Origin of the sequence: Synechococcus sp. PCC 6312 (genome assembly GCF_000316685.1) — a bacterium.
In the GTDB taxonomy this organism is placed as follows: Bacteria; Cyanobacteriota; Cyanobacteriia; order Thermosynechococcales; family Thermosynechococcaceae; genus Pseudocalidococcus.
The window spans coordinates 3,129,065-3,146,553 of sequence record NC_019680.1 but is presented as its reverse complement, the minus strand read 5'-3'; the positions used below and the strand labels follow the sequence as shown (position 1 = coordinate 3,146,553).

Sequence of the window (17,489 nt, the reverse complement as noted above, 5' to 3'; positions counted from 1 at the left end):
GCCTGATTAGTCTGATTCAACCCGATACCCCAGTTCTGCTAAATGAATTTTCGATTGTCGCCAGCGAGTGCGGACTTTGACAAATAGTTCTAAATAGACTGGCCCTAAAATGAGTTTTTGCATCTGTATCCGGGCCTCTGTGCCAATGGTCTTCAACATCAGTCCGCCTTTGCCAATGATGATCGCTTTTTGAGAGGGACGTTCAACATAGATACTGGCCAGGACTTTAGTGATCTTGGTTTCCTCTACGACTTGCTCAATGGTCACAGCGACGGAATGGGGAACTTCATCACGGGTTTGGGTCAGGATTTGCTCCCGAATCAGTTCGCCCATAATGAATCGCTCGGGTTGATCGGTGACTAGATCGGGGGGATAGTAGTAGGGGCCTGGGGGTAAGAGAGCAACCAACTGCTGCTGTAATTCCGGTAAGCCAGTCTCTGTCAAGGCTGAAAATGCGGAGGATTGCCAACCATAGGTTTCTGCTAGTTCGTGATAGGTGGCAGCAACGGGGCCGGGATCCGTCAGTAGGTCGGTTTTGTTTTGGCCTAAAATCACCGGGATTGTCGCCGTTTTGAGCAACTCAGCAATATAGCGATCCCCATTACCAGCCTTCACAGAACCATCCACAACAAATAAAATCACATCCACCGCGTTGATGGCGAGTTTGGCATTACTGACGAGGACTTGCCCAAGGGAATGGTGGGGTTTGTGAATCCCTGGGGTATCGACAAAAATCAACTGGGCGGCCTCAGTGGTTAAAATTCCTCGGAGCCGATTCCGAGTTGTTTGGGCCACAGGTGAGGTGATAGCAACTTTTTGACCAATGAGTTGGTTCATGAGAGTGGATTTCCCGACATTGGGCCGGCCGATAATGGCGATAAACCCGGATCGGTAGTCAGGCGGGGCCTGGGGGATTAACACAGGGATATCAGCCCTTGACTGTTGACGATCACGATCACGATAGACGACCTAATTGGAGTTAGTTACGACAATCCCTATCCTAAGATTCAACGAGAGACTTGGCATAGTATGATCACATAATGTTTTATCCCAGTTTCGCTAAAACCCTACCTGCCCATCTCAGTCTGCTACATGCCTTAGTTAAACGAGAACTGGAAAGCTACTATAAAGGTTCTGTCTTAGGCAATCTTTGGTCACTGCTGAAGCAATTATCCCAACTGTTAATCTATACCTATGTTTTTGGGATAGTTCTGAAGGTTAAGCTGACTTTAGCAAATTTGCCGGAAAACAATTTTATCTTTGGTCTCTGGCTTTTTGCCGGTTTAATTCCCTGGACAGCTTTTGTAACAGGTGTTTCCCAGGCCAGTACATCTGTAATTAACCAGCCAAACCTAGTTAAAAAAGTATTATTTCCCTTAACCCTATTGCCACTAGTCCCGATTTTGGCTGCCTTTATAGAAAGTAGTTTGGGGTTAATTGTCTTAATTATTTTGACTGGTTTTGCATTACACAATGTTGCCTGGACATTAATTTTATTACCCCTAGTCTGGCTCCCACAGTTGTTGTTTACTGCCGGCCTGGGTTACTGGTGTGCTGGATTAACGGTGTTTATTCGCGACATCCCCCAAAGCTTAAGCGTTATTCTCAATGCTTGGTTTTACCTGACCCCCCTAGTTTATCCAGCCGCAGTCATTCCAGCTTCAATCCGACCCTGGGTCTTTCGACTTAACCCTTTGGCCGCTATTGCTGAGAGCTATCGAGATATGGTACTAGGGGGAAATGTTGATCATTGGCGTGACCTTGGCCTGGCGACAATCATTTCAGTCGTTGTTTTTTCCACGGGTTTATGGGTGTATCGGCGGTTACGTCCTGCATTTGCCGATGTCCTTTAGGGGTGAGTGATGTCCAGAGATAGCCTAATTTCCTTAGAAAGGGTTTCCAAATGTTATCGCCGCTATGATCATCCAGGGGATCGCTTAAAGGAAATCTTCTGGAAACAGGCCAGTAAAGCTCAGGAATTTTGGGCCCTAAGGGATATCAGTCTAACGGTTCAACGGGGTGAAACACTGGGAATTATTGGCAGAAATGGCTCAGGTAAGAGTACCCTTCTCCAAATTATTGCCGGTACACTAGCTCCAAGCAGCGGCACACTGAAGGTTCAAGGACGGATTGCGGCTCTGTTGGAGTTAGGCAGTGGGTTTAATATTGAGTTTACTGGTAGAGAAAATGTTTATTTTAATGGACAAGTTCTCGGCTTAAAACCAGTTGAAATTGAGGAAAAATTTGCAGAGATTACGGCATTTGCTGACATTGGAGACTTTATTGATCAGCCAGTCAAAACCTATTCGAGTGGGATGATGGTGCGGTTGGCCTTTGCCGTTGCAACGAGCGTAGAACCCGATATTCTCATTGTTGATGAAGCTTTAGCCGTTGGGGATATTCACTTCCAGGCCAAGTGCTTTAAACGGATGCGAAACATGATGGATCGGGGAATTACGGTCTTATTTGTTTCCCATGACACCAGTACCATGACCGGCCTGTGTGATCGTTGCCTTTGGCTTAAACATGGGCAAATTGCGATGGAGGGCAAGCCCAAAGATGTTACCCAGGCCTATCGGCAGGAGGTTTGGGAAGATCAAGGGTTTTTAGCCGCCACCTCGATGACATCAGCGGTTGAGTTGGATAATCAAAGTTCATCTGGGTTTGAAGGTGATGTGACTCAATCTTCAGCAATTCCAATTAACCAAATTACAGAAAGTGAACGAATTGGTAACGGTGATATCCAAATCATTGACTTTCAGCTTCTGGATGCTCGCGGCCGCTTTCGGCAGGATATTGATCACGATGAGTTAGTGACTGCGGAATATACCTTAAAAGCTCATCGAGATGTTGCTGTTTATGACATAGGATTAATTGTTAAAGACTTGAAAGGTAATGAGGTATTTTCAATTTTAGATCTACAACCTCAAAACTACCCAGTTCTCAACGCTGGCCAAGTGATTCAGGCTAAAGTGAACCTCTGTTTTCCTCTCCGGGCAGGGGCTTACTACATGACCTTAGGGGTAATTGGGTATCAAGACAATCAACGGTATGATTTGCAACGGGTGATTATCTACGACCATCTAGAATATGGCTATTTCTTTAATGTTAATCTTTACTCTAAGCGTGTTATCCATGGCCCTGTCCATTTTGACGTTAAGTTTACTGTCAATGTGCTGGAGGCCGCTTATCCTGAGCCATTGGTCAAACCCTAAGATGAGGAGTTAATTTACGGATGGGTGTATCTCTACCTAACCAGAAACAACAGTCCTGGGAGGAGTTAATGCGACTTGTAAAACCTTACACCCTCTCAGATGCTCAACGATTAGGCTCTCTTTATCATTTAGCAGAAACATTGAAAACTCAGGCAATTTCTGGGGATTTTGTTGAATGTGGAGTGTATAAGGGGGGTAGTGCCGCAATCTTGGCTCGATCCCTCAGTGAAAATACTAAAATTTGGTTATTTGATAGCTTCCAAGGAATGCCAGAAACCACAGAAAGAGACGGAAGTGAGGCGGCTGAATGGGTTGGGGCTTGTGTTGGCCAAATTGATGATGTCAACGCTGTCATGAAAGCCTTAAATATTTCCAAAGACCAATATATCATTCGGCCGGGTTGGTTTGAGGAGACCTTTCAAGATGCGCTTCCTGAACAGGTTTCTCTCCTTCATTGCGATGCTGATTGGTATGATTCAGTAACATTAGTTTTAGAAACATTCTATCCCCGGATTCCCGTGGGGGGATGTGTTGTTTTAGATGATTTTGGCTACTGGGAAGGCTGTCGGGAAGCGTTTTATGATTTTTGCTTTAGACATCATGAAAAACCGATTTTAGAGCGTGTGGGTACAACCCAAGCCTATTGGATTAAAGGTAAAACTCATACACGGCATGGCTAATGATTTATAGTCCTTTAACGGGTTCTGATCAAGTTAGGCGACTCCAAACATTTCAGGTCGAAGAACTCATCCAGGCCTGGCAAGACACCTTTCAAATTGATATCTCTCTTGAGTTTAAAAGTTATCAAAATATTTATTTATATGAATGCTTAGAAACAAAGCTACAGTTCTTCTATCCTTTTGACATTGAAGGATCAGGAAAGCTTTATGCTCAGTTAATGGGTTTTACCTGGTATTACATGAGTGACAAATGGGAGTATCAGTTGGCATTCCAAGATATCCAACGACAGCAACGAATCTTAGAGGTGGGTAGTGGCTTTGGTCGTTTTATCCAGGCCGCTCAGGATCAAAGATTTAATATTCAAGGCATTGAACTTAATCCTGATGCAATTCAATCAGCCCAGGCCCAAGGACTCCCGATCAGTTCGGCTACACTTGCAGAGTTGTTAGAGCAAGGAGAAATGTTTGATTGCATTTGTAGTTTTCAAGTGTTAGAACATATTGCTAATGCCAAAAAATTCTTGACAGAGTGTTTGTCGCTTTTGCATCCCGATGGCACTCTTCTGTTGGGATTACCGAATCGTGAAAGCTTTCTCCAGTATCAATATAATCTTTTAGATATGCCTCCTCATCATATGTCGCGCTGGTCACTAACCAGTTGTCAGGCCTTAGAACATCTATTTCCGCTCAGACTAGAACGAGTTGAGTTTGAACCACTAGCAGCATATCATGTAGAAGGATATTTAGAAAGTTACACTAATTACTATCAGGCTTCAAATCATATTGGCAAGTGGTGGCTTAACTCTTGGACTCAATCAATAGCAGCTAAAATCCTCAAGGTTGGTTTAAGACATCGATTAAAAGGACAAAGTTTTTATGTCAAATATCGTAAATTAGCCACTCCCCAGGCTGATGATCCTTCATCAATTGAAATGAGAAATTAATCATGGTGAACTGTCTTAACTTGGGATGTGGCTATAACTTTCATCCAGACTGGGTAAATGTTGATTTTACAGTCACTGGGACGGGAGTAATTGCCCATGATTTGAAACAAGGAATTCCCTTTGCTGATCAAAGCTTTGACTTAGTTTATCATTCCCATGTTTTAGAGCATTTTCCGAAGGCTTTGGCCGACAATTTTATCAAGGAATGCTATCGTGTTCTCCGGCCTGGTGGCGTTATTCGAATTGTTGTTCCAGACCTCGAACAAATTACTCGTCAATACTTAAACTGTTTGGAATTAGGCCTCAATACAGTTGCTGCTGCTCATGGGGCAGAATCAGAAATTATTGCGGCTGAATATGATTGGGTCATGCTAGAGCTATTGGATCAAGCGGTTCGTCATTATTCTGGAGGAGACATGATTTCCTACCTCACTAATTTAAGCCCTGAAGGAGAACAATTTGTTTTAAGCCGAATTGGGAGGGAAGGCCAAGAATTAATTAACCAGATCAAAAAGGGGAAACCTGTCGTTGAATTAAATGATCCTAGCTCTCCTTTGGATGTAGGTCAATTTCGGTTAGGGGGCGAACCGCATCTTTGGATGTATGATCAATACTCATTAGGGCGATTACTTAGGCAGGCTCAGTTTGAGTCCGTCTGTCAAAAATCCGCAAATGATTCATATTTTCAAAATTTCAAGGAATATCACCTAGACATTGAAATAAATGGTGAAGTAAAAAAGCCGGACTCTTTATTTATGGAAGCTATTAAGCCACGGCAAAATGGATGGGAGCAAATTATATTTAACGCGCAGGAAAATTCTCCGAAGATTATTCACCTGAGTACTTTCGACATTCAAGGTGGTGCAGCCAAGGCTGGTTATCGTTTACACCAGGCCCTACTTGGTTCAGGACATCGTTCTTTAATGATTGTGAAGGAAAAGCTGTCTGATGATCCAACTGTCTTGCAGATTAATCAGCCCTCGGACTTAGATTGCTATACTCAAAGCTTACTAGCAATTCAAACACACGGGATTAATACACACCGCACTTCAATTTCAAACACATTGTTTTCCCTTCCCTACCCAGGCCTAGATCTGAGTCAACTGCCAGAGATTCAAGATGCTGATGTGATTAACCTGCATTGGGTTTCCTATGGTTTCTTATCTCTAACATCTATTAATCAATTACTTCAACTCAACAAGCCAATCATTTGGACGTTGCATGATATGTCAGCGTTTACTGGTGGATGCCACTATAGTGCTGGATGTCGGGGCTATGAGGAAACCTGCAGCAATTGTCCTCAACTGAGTTCCGAATGGTCTGAATTGGCAACTTTAACTCTTCAAGACAAGATTGAACTCCTGAATTCAAAAAATCTCACGATTATTACCCCCAGTCAATGGCTATATCAATGTGCAACTGCTAGTCAGGTCTTCAGGCATCAAACTATTAAGCAAATACCTTATTCTATTTCCATAGATATTTTTAAACCAGAGAAAAAATCTATTGCTAAGCAAAAACTAGGTATTCGTCCAGAAGTCTGTACCCTTCTCTTTGTTGCGCACAATCGAGATGAAATTCGTAAGGGCTTTGCTCATCTCATCCAGGCTCTAAAATATTGTTTAGATGATGATTTATTTTGGACTAAATACAATCAACAAGAAATAAAGTTAGTTTGCCTAGGAGCTGGTGAATCTGATTGGCAAGTACCCGGCTTGGAAATAACTTTTTTAAAATATGAAGAAGATGAAAATACTATAAGCCAAGTGTATAGTGCAAGTGATCTATTACTTCTTTCTTCCCTAGAGGACAACTTGCCTAATACAGTTCTAGAGGCCATGGGCTGTGGTACACCTGTGTTGGCCTATGAGGTCGGTGGTATCCCTGATATGGTTGAGCACACAACCAATGGATATCTAGTGACCCTTGGCAACACCAGGGAATTTGCTGAAACGATTATAGACTTTATTAACACATTTTTCTTTAATACTAATTCTATTGTAACAATGGGACTGAATGCTCGAAAAACAATTGAAGATAAATTTACAGCATCTTTACAAGCAAAACAATATCTAAAGGTGTATCAAGAATTGTTAAATAACAATAGTTCTAAAAATAATATATGTGAGAGTAAAAATAAGAAAAGCTCATTATCCCTGCATATCCCAAGATTTGAACAGACTCTAGGAAATAATTTTCAAGCGGCTTTCAATCAATTCTCAGTCCAGTCTCTACATACAAAATTAATGGAAATAGAGATAAAAACAGAGTTAAACCTTAAATCTACTCAAAACAATCTGGAACAGGCACAGATTGCACTCTCTCATCTACAAACAGCGCATAACATTTGCCAGGCTGATCTAAGCGCAACTCAAGCAGCAATGATAAAACTAGAATCCGACTTAAATCAGACCAATCTAGAACTAGAGCATCTGAAAATTCTCATCGCTGAGATGGAAACAAGTAAATTTTGGAAGGCTAGGATAGCTTGGTTTAAACTTAAAGAGATTTTTAAGATCAATTAAGGAATTAGGAGAAACTGCTAGAAGATAGACTTTATATTTTTTTGTAAATTTAATCATGGAATTCACTTTATGGCTTTACAAATAGCAGACGTTATTATTACTGGTTCTGAAGTCAATAATAGGCATGGTACTGGAATTTTCTTAAAGAGAATTTTTCAGGATGACTCTCAGATTATCTCCATTCGCTCTAGCAATGGCTACAAGGGGGAGCAAGATTTCGGCAAATTAAACTTCTGCTATAAAAGCAATCAAAACAATTTACTGAGTTACTTTGAGGGTGTTCAGGTTAGGCGCATTTTGTGCATTCCCTATAATTCTGATGATGTACTAACTGCCCTGGAGCTAAAGCGTGTCTTCGCAGCTCCTCTTTGTACCTATGTTATGGATGATCAAAATATTTTAGCAACAGGTATTTCAGATACATTAATGCATGATCTGTTAATCAAATCCGAGCTAAGACTAGCAATCTCTCAGGAAATGCGAGATATGTATCATGCAAAATACCAGGTTCCCTTGACATTTGTGCCTCCACTTGTCGAGTCGAAACTATTTGGTGGCTCAATTGAGATGCTGAATACAAGTCAAGCTCAAAATAAAGTTGGTATTTTGATTGGTAATATTTGGAGTCAGAAGGCGTTTCAACTCCTGTACTCAACTTTAGAAACTTCAAAACAACAAATTCATTGGTACGGCCAAGCGAGTTTAGAAGCCTTTTCTTACGCATCTCAAAGCAACAATTTAGATGAGTCAGCAATTAAACTATTTGGATTCTTGCCAACTGAGCAAGATTTAGTTCAGAATATGCGCCAATACCCCTATGCAGTTATTCCTTCGGGAACTATTGACCAACAGGATGATCGACCCGAAATTTCTCAATTTAGCTTGCCTAGTCGAATTCCATTTATCATTGCAACATCCCATACGCCAATCATTGTCTTAGGTAATCAGCGCGGTGCAGCGGCTCGTTTTGTGACTCGTTTTAATGTCGGTGTTGTCTGTGAGTATGAAGACAGTAAGTTTATCGAGACGGTTCACTATATTTGTCAACCTCATATACAGAGAATCATGCGACAAAATGCTGCTAACATTACGTCTTGTTTTAGTGTTGACGGCTTTTCCGAATGGCTTTGGCAATCCTTGGAACTACACCGGCCATGCGATACAACCTTTGAAAACTTGAGTGATCATCCCGATATTGAAGCTCTGATGCCAACTCTCTTTTTTTACGCAAAGCAGGCCTTTGACTCTAAAAATTATCAAGACCTACTCGACCAAATTTCTAATTTACGTTTGGAAAGAGATAAAATGCATTGGGAACTTGTCAATGCCCAGGCCACTGTCAAGCACGTTGAAATTTTCCGAGATATCGCTGAAAGGGAAATTCTTGCCATGAAAACTAGTAAATTTTGGCAGTTGCGAGAAGCTTGGTTTAAGCTCAAAGGCCGAATTAAACGTGGGTGATTGCTCAGGCGGTATCGGGAGAACGTTGATCGGGCTAGGATGCTTTTCTTGTCCGTGCATGCTTTATACCCCAGGCTTGGAAGCAACTGTTACAATAAATTAAGCTATACAGTCCCCCGGAAATCTCAAAACTTTTCAATTAGCTAGAGGTGGTTATGGCATTGTTTGGTCTTGGTAAGAAATTAACTCTCCCCACTCTAGAGGAAGCCTTTCCCGGCCGGAGTCAGCCCATCCCGATTCCCGCAACTCATTATGTCAACGGCAACCCCCTGGCTCCCCCTTATCCCCCAGAGATGGAGATTGCTCTGTTTGGCCTGGGATGCTTTTGGGGCGCAGAGCGCAAATTCTGGCAAATTCCGGGAGTTTATGTTACAGCGGTCGGCTATGCAGCTGGGGTCACCCCTAATCCCACCTATCAAGAAGTCTGTACGGGGATGACGGGCCATAATGAAGTCGTGCAAGTGGTCTATGATCCAGGCCAAGTCTCTTACCAAACTCTTCTGAAAGTGTTTTGGGAAAGTCACAACCCGACCCAAGGAATGCGCCAAGGAAATGATGTTGGCACCCAGTATCGCTCAGGAATTTATATCTTCAATGAATCCCAACGCCAGGTTGCGGAACAGTCTTTGCAACAGTATCAACGTGCTTTAGATGCCACTCGCAAAGGCAAAATTACCACCGAAATTTTGGCTGCCCCTACTTTTTACTTTGCCGAAGCCTATCATCAACAATACCTGGCCAAAAATCCTAATGGCTACTGCGGCTTGGGCGGAACGGGGGTGTGTTATGAAGAAGCCTAACTCTGTGGATTTAGCCCAACGGACGCTGATCGGAATGGTCATTGGCATTTTCATTGTCTCTATCCCTATCTCCTTAAGTGATTTGAGTCAACTGAATGTCTCACATTTCATCGTTGCAGGCATGGTCGTTTTTTCAATAATGATGATGTATCAGCTTTGGGGTAGTCGCTTTCTTGATACCCTCAGCAAAATCCTGAATGGCTTTGGTGGATAATTGCTCAACAACGCTCGTTGCTCTGCTTCGGTCTATTCCTTTTTGGACTAATCAACCGGGATACGCGGTAGACGATGTTTAAACCCGCAAAGAATTTCCCAGGAAATTGTCCCCAGGGTATCAGCCCAGCTATCCACAGTAATTTCTTCGTGACCATCCTCACCTAACAGAGTCACAACTTCTCCCTCTTGAACATCCGGCAAGTTGGAAATATCGATCATTAACTGATCCATCGTAATCGCCCCAATCTGCTGCACTCGTTGTCCACGAACAATCACGGTCATTTGATTCGACAGGCGGCGTGGGACTCCATCGGCATAACCAATGGCTACGACTGCGATCCGCATGGGCTGGGGAGCAATAAATTGATGGCCGTAACTGACTCCGGCTCCGGCGGCTAGAGATTTAATCAAGGTAATGCGGGCCCGGACTTGTAAGACGGGTCGTAGTTTAAGCTGATGGGCCAGATGCGGGGCTGGATAAAGTCCATACAAGGCCAGGCCAACTCGGACTAAATCGTAATGAACGGTCTGATCCCGCAAGGTGGCGGCGGAGTTGGCCAAGTGGAGGCGGGGAATAGGAATACCATTAACCTGGGCCTGGTGAATGACGCTCTGAAATTGGTGATGCTGAACTTGCATCAACGTGGGGTCTAGGGCATCGGCACCGGCAAAGTGGGAGTAAATACTGGCAACTTGGAGATTCGGTAAACCCCGGACAAATTGAATAAACTCCAGGCCCTGCTCCCAGGGGCAACCCAAACGGGCCATCCCAGTATCCAACATTAAATGGACTGGCAAGGGATGGGGGGCATCATCCAAATGTCGGGAAAAGATCAGAGCTTGCTTAGGAGAGGACAAAGTGGGCTGTAATTGCCATTGGGCAATAGCTCGAACTAGGGCTGGGGTATTAACCGCTCCAAGAACCAAAATAGGGACTTGAATACCCTGTTTGCGTAATTCAATTCCCTCGGGCACAGTGGCCACTCCTAACCAATCCACCCCATTGTCTAATAAGGTGGGGGTGACTAAACTCGCACCATGACCATAGGCATCGGCTTTAACAACCGCCATTAACTCAGTTGGGGCTTGCAATAACCGCTTAATTCGGCGGGCATTATGGGCAAGGGCCGTTAAATCAACCTCAACCCAGGCCCGTTGGCATTCTTGGGCAACAGATAATCGTTCTTGGCTCAACATCTCCCAACATCCTCACCCACACCGCTTGCAAGCCAATGCCAGACTCAACATCATTCTTGAGTTAGATTAGACATTGCTAGGATTACGGTACACTAGGTTGTCCCATGCAGCCTAATTACTAGATTTCCTGGCTTGCTATGTTAGCATTTGTGGGAATCCCTGCTCTACAGCCATATGGGGAAAGTTCTGGTTCTAAATGCATCCTATGAGCCGCTCAATATTACGAGCTGGCAGCGGGCGATTGTGCTTTTGATCAAGGGCAAAGCAGAACAGGTAGAGCATAATGGCAAGTTGATCTATAACGATTTCCCCCTCCCGACCGTCATTCGGCTGCGTCATTACGTCACGATGCCCTACAAGGAAATTCCCCTAACGAGGCGTAACATCCTTCACCGAGATGGTCATGCCTGCCAATATTGTGGCTATAGCGGCGATGAGTTGACCTTGGATCACATTATTCCGCGCTCTCGCGGGGGGGGAGACACCTGGGAAAACATTGTCACGGCCTGTGTTCGCTGTAATGTGCGCAAAGGTAGCCGGACTCCTCGGGAAGCCAATATGCCTCTTAACCAAACTCCACGCCGTCCCTTTAGTAGCCTTTATTTTGAAGTGACTAAGCATTTACGGAGTGGCACCCATCAAGAGTGGCGTAAATATGTGATTGGGATGTAAGTGGGGCTGTCATAATCCGCCGATTGCGACCCGACCTGATCCCTTCAGTTGACCTGTTTTAATTCGGCAATATTCCAAAGCGTCCCCCCCAGCCCAGTGGGTTCAGCACCTTCAATCGTATTGCGAAAAGCGGCCAGTGTGAGGGGATTAACGAGATAGATAAACGGGACATTGGCCTGGGTAATTTGTTGAGTTTCAAAGTAAATTTCTTTACGGCGGTCTTCATTCAGTTCCTGCGCCCCTTGAATGTATAAGTCTCCAATCCGTTGCTCCCAGGCCTGGACTTCTCGCCCCCTTAAAGCCGCATCTGCCTGATTAAAAACGTGCAATCGCCCACTGGGAGACCAGATGCTAAAGCCATTATTGGGTTCTACCCCCCCCGTAAATCCGCCAATGTAAGCGTCCCAATCGTAACTGTTGGATAGTTTTTCAACCAAGGTGCTAAAGCTGATAAAAGTGAGGTCGGCCTGGATACCAATCGCAGCCAGATTTTGTTTAATTTGAGCACTGATCGCCTCACGCACCGGACTGCCCGTGGTTGAAAGCAGCGTAAACTGGACGCGGTGTCCCTTGGGATCTAGTAATTGGTTTTGACGATTCCAACTAAAACCCGCTTCTGCCAAAAGTTTTCTAGATTGGTCTGGGTCGAAATCATAGACCTTCAGGCCCGCTTTGGGAGAGAGATAGTAGGGACTTTGGACAGATAGGGGAGAATTTTGAGTCGCGCCCAGGCCCCGATAGAGGTTATTGATCATGGTTTGGCGGTCAATGGCATAGGCCACGGCCTGGCGGAAGGGAATTGAGTTAAACCAGGCGGACTTAATCGGATCCACAAGGGGTTGACCGTTACGGCGGCCTTTATTTTGATTGAATGATAAAAATGTCACCCCGGAAGCTGGGCCGCCGTTATAGATGCGAAAATTACCGCTCGTCTCTTCCCGTTTAAGGAGCGAAAAATTCATGGGAGCGACCTCTAAGACATCCAGGCCCCGCGAGCGAAATTGAATGAGTGCCGTATCCGTAGAATCCACAATTTGCCAAACGAACCGCTCTAGATAGGGTTGGGGTTGATGCCAATAGTAGGGATTACGCCGGAAAATGATCCGTTGATTGGTGGTGTAGCTCTCAATCGTAAACGGGCCATTAGTAATAATTAGTTTGGGATCGGTTTGCGTTCCCCACATGGACAAAAATTTGGGATGGCCGGCCCGATCCAGGGTTCTCACTCCCTCGGCCAAACTGTGCTCCGGCAAGATTGGCAGGCCAGATGTCCGAAAAAAGGGAGCAAAAGGTTCCGGCAAACTAAACTTGACCCGCCGCGCATCCAAGGCCTGGACTGTTGGTAATTGTTTATTTTGACCAACCCGAAGAATATCTATCGTACTACTGGGAATTTTCGGATTAAGATAAATTTCGTTATAGGTAAAAACAACGTCCGCAGTGCTTAAGGGGGTGCCATCTGACCATTTCAGGTTTGGGCGGAGGGTGTAAATAATGCTTAGATTATCGGGAGTTAATTCCCAAGATTCTGCCAAGGCGGGCTCCAGTTCACCAGTAACACCATTTTCAGTAATCAACCCTTCATAGATAAACCCAAAAACGTTGGGGGACTCCTCATTCAGGGGATAGTTAAACGTCTTAGGGTCAACCGTGATACTGGCAATGAGTTGGGGAACTTGTGCTGTTTGGTTCCTGAGTCCATCTAGGTTACATCCTGTCAATCCCAGACCTACCCAAAAACTCAGAATCACAGCCCACACACGCATGGGGATAACCACGAATCAAGACAAGCCCATTATATTCCCCAGAGATGCGAGACTCGAATGAGTATGGGGGGGGCAATCAAGCCAAGTTGACAAGGTACTGAGTTGTCGATCACCTGAATGGTTTTGATCGAAGTGTTTAGCTCTAACCCCTCAGAGATGGATAGATAGAGATTTGATATTCACTCCATACGGCCTTTAATCCTATTAGATACAGCTTTCCGACCAATACAGCAATCCTAAATAATTTCTGAAGTACAAAACCTTGACGGTACGGGATTTACGGCTTCATAGAGTTCTAAAATCAGCTGCAATTGCTATAGATGATCAAGTCATCCTGAAGCGGTTTTCTAAGCACCGTTAATTCAATCTCCAGGGAATACTGAGGATGGGGCCGAGATTAAGGTTAAGTCCCGACCCTAGCTGTTTTGCTGCTGTCGGTAAGCCAGATAAACCGCCTCAATAAACTCTTCGGCATTAGCCTGAGCCAGTTCAAAAGGTATATCTTCCTGAACAAAAAGAAGTTCTTGGAGACTGCGGTGTAAGCGTTGACTCGTTTCAAAGCGGCCGGCTGGCTTAAGCTGTTGGCGGTTCAGCAAAAAGTTACGAACGAGCAGATAGTGATCCGGTTGGAGTTCCCCCAGGCCTGGTAAATTCTGGATGAGCGGGGCCAATTCCCTTGCAACGAGTGAAACTGTTTGTCCAGTGGGAGCATTCCGAGTGGCCTGTTCATCCTGAATCACGAGGGTGCCGGCCACCATATCCCCCAAGCGCTTTTCTGCAGGGGTCAGAGCCACCAAAAACACGCCAATTCCGAAGAAAGGAATATCTATAGTTTGTAAAAAACTTCGCAGGGCCGCTTCTCGCAGGCTAATGGGTTTGCCATTATCCTGAACAACCCGAATCTCTGCTAAACGTTTTCCGGGGGTTTGTCCCTGCCAGGCCGATTCAAAATAAATGTAATAGCCGTTGTAAATAAAGTAATTAATTAGTAAATAAAGTCCCAAGGCCCAGAGGTTATAGGACTGATCACCGTTGGGAAATTGCTCCAGTAAAAACGGATAAATCCCATAGAAATAGAGATAGCCGACAACAATGGCTAAGATAGATAACCCCACATAGAGAATAACCTGATCCACCACCCAGGCCAGGGCCCGACTGCCAATTCCGGCTAGGGCAAAATCCAACTCAATACTTTCGGGGGTTTGTAAAATCACTCGCCGCATAAAGCGCATTGGGGAGGGGATTGTTTCCTGGAGGCGAAAACTCAGGCCTTCATTTCGGACGCGCAAGTCGTAATACATGACAGCTTTAATCCCTTGCCAAATGGGCAGTAATAACACCGCCGCAAAGAAGCCAGCAACGGGGATGACTATGACCGCATTGATAAGACTGGCGGCCAAGTTGGCGGGGATGACCAAAATGGAGGCAATAAAAAACACAGTCAGGGTATGCCAGGCCTGGCCCTGGGTTAATCGCCAACTGCGCTGAATGGCCTGTATTGTGGTGAGTTCCGGTTCAATGGCTAAAATGGCATCCACTAAGGACAACCGAGCCGCCACATAGGAGACCGTCACCATGGCGACTAGAATAACCCCCAACACTAGTAAAAGAATGATCAGGATTAAGGCCGTCCGCCAGGCCTCGCTCATATTGCCCCAATCGAGGCTGTTGATCAGGGGCCAGAAGCCTAAGTAGAGCAAATAACCAAACGCCCCCCAGGCCAGGTAAATGAACAAGAGAATCAAGCCTGTCCCCAAGACCGTCCAGAGATAAGACCAGAGCCGGGGATAAATAGATCGCCGCACCTCTGCTTCATCTTCGGTGGAGTCCCGGAGGACATTGAACATCAACCGCGACAAAAGACCTCCACTGGCAGTAAAGCGAGCGAGGCCAAAGCCAAACAAAGGCAACCCCAATCCCAACAGCAAAATCAATAGCCCCAAGACTGGGCCGAAGTTACCCTGAGTACTCCCAATCAACACGGCTCCGACAACGCCCAACAGGAGTCCCCCCACCACCAGGCCAAGGCCAATCAGGAAAAACCAAGCATGGGCAATCAAACTAATGAGAAAATAGCGATTCCCGGCCTGGCGGTAGATTTGCAAGGCAATGGTGATGATAGTCCCACTGGCAAGGGAGCGGGCTGGACGAGATTGAGGACGCATCATGACCCAAACAAATTAGGGCAGTTTCGGCGGTGTGAGTCCACCTGGCAGGTTCAGATTAGTCCCCCCGGTATCATTGCTGGGCGGGGGCGGGGTCAAACCATCGGGTAAGCTTAAGCCTTGGGGTAAGGGAGTTCTCAGGACAGCCGACTCAGCTTGAATCGCCACGGCATTGGCAGGAGGGGTAAACTGGAATAACTGGGCGGGCTGACTGGGGGGAAACTGCCAACGGGTAAATTCAGCCGTATATTGGGGTGCGCCCGGTAAGGTTTTGTAGGTAATCGCAACTTTTTGGACGAGGGGTTGATCACTGGTGCTAACCCAAATTTGCCAGTTTGACTCTGGCCCAGTGACTAAGATGTTATGGCAGGGTTGGCCATTGACCGTACTCAACCCCAAATAGCGACTGGTAAAATTCTGGGGATCGTAGGCCGAAAAAGCATCGGAAGTGACAAAGGCTGCCATCGGTATCGGGCTACTGCTGCGGGTTGTCAGGCTGGCGACGAGATCATCCAAATTATTGGGAGCCGGGGCCTGGTAATACATCTTTTGATCCACATCCAACCAGGTGAACATGGTGCCGTTGTAGAAAATCTCCGTCCTTTGGAAATCCCCATCATAACTAGCCCGGAGTCGGTTATTGCGTTGGACAGAGACCGTCTGGGTGGCGTGATAGGTAACCTTATCCCCCCCAGAAAGAACATTATCGTAGGTAATTTGATTGGTAAAGGTAAAGGCAGGCTTGGTTTTCAAATAGTCAGCAGCAGCCCGGAGAATCCCTGCGGGAGAAGTTTGACTGGTACTGGGGGGCGGGGCGGCCTGGGTTTGAGCCAAAGATGGAGCTAAGGAGACTCCCCAGCAACCCAGACAGAGGGCAAAGGCAAACCCAATCGGGCGATTCATAGCAGGCATAGCGGAGATTTCTACGATCACGACAATCATGACACAATCCCCTGAATATGGGACTCACCAGGCCTGGCCGTTTAAAATGCTTAATTTTTCTGCACTGTTCCTAAACCGATTCAATCGAACTGAACTACAAAGCCCCCCAACAAGCGAGTTAAGTCGGACTTATATCACATAAACATTATTTATATCTTTGATCTCTTTGAATTGCCTGAGCTTATCGTTAACCTAAATATATCCCCCTGAATGATGCGAGGCTTTCCTATGCCAACGATCTTCACCCTGATCTATTTCCTATTGATTCGGACCGGCCAATCGGTACAGACATCCCTAACGACTCTCAATCCGTTACAACCTATTCGCCAATGGTTGAATACCATCACGATTCAGCATCCCGGCCAGGCCCATTTATTGTGCCAATTGATTCCGGCCCAATGTCCATTTGCACGGGATATTCATCTATTTGGACGACTCTGGATTCATATTCCTCCCCTGTGTAAACTCAATCCTTTCTATGAAGAAGTCATTAGCTTAAGGTTGCGGGCCCTATGCTATCTTGCAGATGTGTGTGATCAAGATATTCATCGCTACTGTTAAGCTCAACCCACAACGGTTTTGGAATTGCCCTTCTCCCCTCTGTCCAGGCACGCCTTCTATGCACAAAGTCAATCAGCAACCGGCAAATCTTGATTTAGGTTGGTCTATCCAGATTTACAGTGGTCAGCGGCGATTGCTTTGTGTTTTAGATGCGTCCCATGCTTGGAGCTTAATCACAGGCATTGGCTTTGGCTTCCTCTGCGCCCTCCTGACCATCCATGCCCCGATGAATCAAGCCCAGTCACCATCCCTGGGGAATCAGCCCGTTAAGTCCCAAGATTTTGATTACTCCCATTGGCCGGGTTGATTGACTACCCCCTGACCCATGACTGATCATCCAATTTT

16 protein-coding genes are annotated in these 17,489 nt (G+C 45.5%); 11 read left to right on the top strand and 5 right to left on the bottom strand.

Going from position 1 to position 17,489, the window contains the following annotated elements:
• Window positions 1–6: 6 nt before the first annotated feature.
• The gene (gene era / locus SYN6312_RS15310) at window positions 7–921 is read right to left on the bottom strand and encodes a GTPase Era (protein ID WP_015125808.1); all 915 of its coding nucleotides are present in this window, start codon (window positions 919–921) and stop codon (window positions 7–9) included.
• A 119-nt stretch (window positions 922–1,040) separates the two neighbouring features.
• Here era and SYN6312_RS15305 point away from each other — a divergent pair, with 119 nt between their 5' ends.
• The 8 genes from SYN6312_RS15305 to SYN6312_RS15270 all read left to right on the top strand — a co-directional run bounded on the left by SYN6312_RS15305 (window position 1,041) and on the right by SYN6312_RS15270 (window position 9,839).
• Window positions 1,041–1,853 (top strand): ABC transporter permease, encoded by an 813-nt coding sequence (locus tag SYN6312_RS15305; protein WP_015125807.1) that lies wholly within the window; start codon window positions 1,041–1,043, stop codon window positions 1,851–1,853.
• Window positions 1,854–1,862: 9 nt separating this feature from the next.
• Window positions 1,863–3,215, top strand: a complete 1,353-nt coding sequence (locus tag SYN6312_RS18485; RefSeq protein ID WP_015125806.1) for an ABC transporter ATP-binding protein — start codon at window positions 1,863–1,865, stop codon at window positions 3,213–3,215.
• Window positions 3,216–3,235: 20 nt separating this feature from the next.
• Window positions 3,236–3,895, top strand: coding sequence for a TylF/MycF/NovP-related O-methyltransferase (locus SYN6312_RS15295; RefSeq protein WP_015125805.1), 660 nt, complete (start codon window positions 3,236–3,238; stop codon window positions 3,893–3,895).
• Window positions 3,895–4,839: a bifunctional 2-polyprenyl-6-hydroxyphenol methylase/3-demethylubiquinol 3-O-methyltransferase UbiG gene (locus SYN6312_RS15290; protein ID WP_015125804.1), complete on the top strand. Its 945-nt coding sequence runs from the start codon at window positions 3,895–3,897 to the stop codon at window positions 4,837–4,839. Before SYN6312_RS15295 ends, SYN6312_RS15290 begins: the two co-directional genes overlap by 1 nt.
• A 2-nt stretch (window positions 4,840–4,841) precedes the next feature.
• On the top strand, window positions 4,842–7,364 hold the full coding sequence (locus tag SYN6312_RS15285; RefSeq protein ID WP_015125803.1) for a glycosyltransferase: 2,523 nt from the start codon (window positions 4,842–4,844) through the stop codon (window positions 7,362–7,364).
• A 69-nt stretch (window positions 7,365–7,433) separates the two neighbouring features.
• Window positions 7,434–8,825, top strand: coding sequence for a hypothetical protein (locus SYN6312_RS15280; protein ID WP_015125802.1), 1,392 nt, complete (start codon window positions 7,434–7,436; stop codon window positions 8,823–8,825).
• Window positions 8,826–8,980: 155 nt separating this feature from the next.
• On the top strand, window positions 8,981–9,625 hold the full coding sequence (msrA, locus tag SYN6312_RS15275; RefSeq protein WP_015125801.1) for a peptide-methionine (S)-S-oxide reductase MsrA: 645 nt from the start codon (window positions 8,981–8,983) through the stop codon (window positions 9,623–9,625).
• Window positions 9,612–9,839, top strand: coding sequence for a hypothetical protein (locus SYN6312_RS15270; protein WP_041430892.1), 228 nt, complete (start codon window positions 9,612–9,614; stop codon window positions 9,837–9,839). Before msrA ends, SYN6312_RS15270 begins: the two co-directional genes overlap by 14 nt.
• 47 nt (window positions 9,840–9,886) lie before the next feature.
• On the opposite strand, the gene alr is transcribed toward SYN6312_RS15270, so the two are convergent.
• Complete coding sequence (alr, locus tag SYN6312_RS15265; protein WP_015125799.1) at window positions 9,887–11,038, bottom strand: alanine racemase; 1,152 nt, start codon at window positions 11,036–11,038, stop codon at window positions 9,887–9,889.
• A 174-nt stretch (window positions 11,039–11,212) separates the two neighbouring features.
• Between alr and SYN6312_RS15260 the strand changes: the two genes are divergently transcribed.
• Window positions 11,213–11,710 carry an HNH endonuclease gene (locus SYN6312_RS15260; RefSeq protein ID WP_015125798.1) on the top strand — a complete coding sequence of 166 codons (498 nt, stop codon included), beginning with the start codon at window positions 11,213–11,215 and terminating at the stop codon, window positions 11,708–11,710.
• Between the two features lie 44 nt (window positions 11,711–11,754).
• On the opposite strand, the gene SYN6312_RS15255 is transcribed toward SYN6312_RS15260, so the two are convergent.
• From SYN6312_RS15255 to SYN6312_RS15245, 3 genes are all read right to left on the bottom strand, one after another.
• Complete coding sequence (locus tag SYN6312_RS15255) at window positions 11,755–13,476, bottom strand: ABC transporter substrate-binding protein (RefSeq protein WP_015125797.1); 1,722 nt, start codon at window positions 13,474–13,476, stop codon at window positions 11,755–11,757.
• A gap of 416 nt (window positions 13,477–13,892) precedes the next feature.
• Window positions 13,893–15,644: an RDD family protein gene (locus SYN6312_RS19540; RefSeq protein WP_015125796.1), complete on the bottom strand. Its 1,752-nt coding sequence runs from the start codon at window positions 15,642–15,644 to the stop codon at window positions 13,893–13,895.
• 12 nt (window positions 15,645–15,656) lie between these two features.
• Window positions 15,657–16,583 carry a DUF2092 domain-containing protein gene (locus SYN6312_RS15245; protein ID WP_015125795.1) on the bottom strand — a complete coding sequence of 309 codons (927 nt, stop codon included), beginning with the start codon at window positions 16,581–16,583 and terminating at the stop codon, window positions 15,657–15,659.
• Between the two features lie 228 nt (window positions 16,584–16,811).
• Between SYN6312_RS15245 and SYN6312_RS15240 the strand changes: the two genes are divergently transcribed.
• Both SYN6312_RS15240 and SYN6312_RS15235 read left to right on the top strand, forming a co-directional pair.
• A complete protein-coding gene (locus SYN6312_RS15240; protein WP_015125794.1) occupies window positions 16,812–17,144 on the top strand; it encodes a Mo-dependent nitrogenase C-terminal domain-containing protein in 333 nt (110 codons plus the stop codon).
• Window positions 17,145–17,202: 58 nt separating this feature from the next.
• Window positions 17,203–17,451: a hypothetical protein gene (locus SYN6312_RS15235; RefSeq protein WP_015125793.1), complete on the top strand. Its 249-nt coding sequence runs from the start codon at window positions 17,203–17,205 to the stop codon at window positions 17,449–17,451.
• Window positions 17,452–17,489 lie beyond the last annotated feature (38 nt).

Excerpts from the sequence above, each read along its gene's own strand:
- SYN6312_RS15290 (WP_015125804.1), top strand. The coding sequence starts at position 3,895 with ATGATTTATAGTCCTTTAACGGGTTCTGATCAAGTTAGGCGACTCCAA.
- SYN6312_RS15280 (WP_015125802.1), top strand. The coding sequence starts at position 7,434 with ATGGCTTTACAAATAGCAGACGTTATTATTACTGGTTCTGAAGTCAAT.
- SYN6312_RS15245 (WP_015125795.1), bottom strand. The coding sequence starts at position 16,583 with ATGATTGTCGTGATCGTAGAAATCTCCGCTATGCCTGCTATGAATCGC.
- SYN6312_RS15235 (WP_015125793.1), top strand. The coding sequence starts at position 17,203 with ATGCACAAAGTCAATCAGCAACCGGCAAATCTTGATTTAGGTTGGTCT.
- SYN6312_RS18485 (WP_015125806.1), top strand. The coding sequence starts at position 1,863 with ATGTCCAGAGATAGCCTAATTTCCTTAGAAAGGGTTTCCAAATGTTAT.
- SYN6312_RS15285 (WP_015125803.1), top strand. The coding sequence starts at position 4,842 with ATGGTGAACTGTCTTAACTTGGGATGTGGCTATAACTTTCATCCAGAC.
- SYN6312_RS15270 (WP_041430892.1), top strand. The coding sequence starts at position 9,612 with ATGAAGAAGCCTAACTCTGTGGATTTAGCCCAACGGACGCTGATCGGA.
- alr (WP_015125799.1), bottom strand. The coding sequence starts at position 11,038 with ATGTTGAGCCAAGAACGATTATCTGTTGCCCAAGAATGCCAACGGGCC.
- msrA (WP_015125801.1), top strand. The coding sequence starts at position 8,981 with ATGGCATTGTTTGGTCTTGGTAAGAAATTAACTCTCCCCACTCTAGAG.
- SYN6312_RS15240 (WP_015125794.1), top strand. The coding sequence starts at position 16,812 with ATGCCAACGATCTTCACCCTGATCTATTTCCTATTGATTCGGACCGGC.
- SYN6312_RS15295 (WP_015125805.1), top strand. The coding sequence starts at position 3,236 with ATGGGTGTATCTCTACCTAACCAGAAACAACAGTCCTGGGAGGAGTTA.
- SYN6312_RS15305 (WP_015125807.1), top strand. The coding sequence starts at position 1,041 with ATGTTTTATCCCAGTTTCGCTAAAACCCTACCTGCCCATCTCAGTCTG.
- SYN6312_RS15260 (WP_015125798.1), top strand. The coding sequence starts at position 11,213 with ATGGGGAAAGTTCTGGTTCTAAATGCATCCTATGAGCCGCTCAATATT.
- SYN6312_RS15255 (WP_015125797.1), bottom strand. The coding sequence starts at position 13,476 with ATGCGTGTGTGGGCTGTGATTCTGAGTTTTTGGGTAGGTCTGGGATTG.
- SYN6312_RS19540 (WP_015125796.1), bottom strand. The coding sequence starts at position 15,644 with ATGATGCGTCCTCAATCTCGTCCAGCCCGCTCCCTTGCCAGTGGGACT.